The sequence below is a fragment of the Delftia sp. ZNC0008 genome, from assembly GCF_000799035.1.
GTDB lineage: Bacteria > Pseudomonadota > Gammaproteobacteria > Burkholderiales > Burkholderiaceae_C > Comamonas > Comamonas tsuruhatensis.
The window spans coordinates 1-568 of record NZ_JTKZ01000692.1 but is presented as its reverse complement, the minus strand read 5'-3'; the positions used below and the strand labels follow the sequence as shown (position 1 = coordinate 568).

At 72.5% G+C, this 568-nt stretch carries 1 protein-coding gene; it reads right to left on the bottom strand.

Going from position 1 to position 568, the window contains the following annotated elements:
* Positions 1 to 58: 58 nt before the first annotated feature.
* Positions 59 to 568 (bottom strand): DUF4198 domain-containing protein (locus L995_RS22570; protein WP_047473786.1); only part of this gene is annotated, 510 nt, incomplete at its 5' end.

Genomic DNA, 568 nt, shown 5'->3' with positions numbered 1-568 from the left:
CCACGCCGGGCCGGGCCACGCCGGGCCGGGCCACGCCGGGCCGGGCCGCCAGTCCCTTTCAATGCGCCGAGAACCCCAGCAGGTACTCGTAGCTGAGGCTGGTGGTGCGCGCATCGCCTGCCACGGGCAGGCGCACGATGGCCAGCAGCTGGTTCATGCCGGCACGCGGTGTGACGGTCACCAGGCCGTCGGCATCGGTTGCCAGTGGCGGACCGCTTTCTCCCAGCGACACGCGCACGCCGGCCCGGGGCTGGCCGCCCAGCAGCACCTGGAATTGCTGGGGCTCGCCCGCGTGGGGCGAGCGGCGGGTCCTGGCGATGATCTCCAGGGTCTGGCCCAGCTTCTCGCGGGTGACCGGGCCCCATTCGAGGATGGTCTTGTGGAACTTGAGCGCATGCACGCCGCTGGTGGCACCGGGGTTCTCGGTCATGGGCTTTTCGACCATCGGCCCCTCGCCCACGCGGCTGAAAAATCCGTTGTCGAAATGCGCGGCCAGCAGCGCGGCCTTGCGGGCCGGCGTGGCGCGGGCGCCGCCGGGCACGGGCTGCACGGCCACGTCGATACGCGG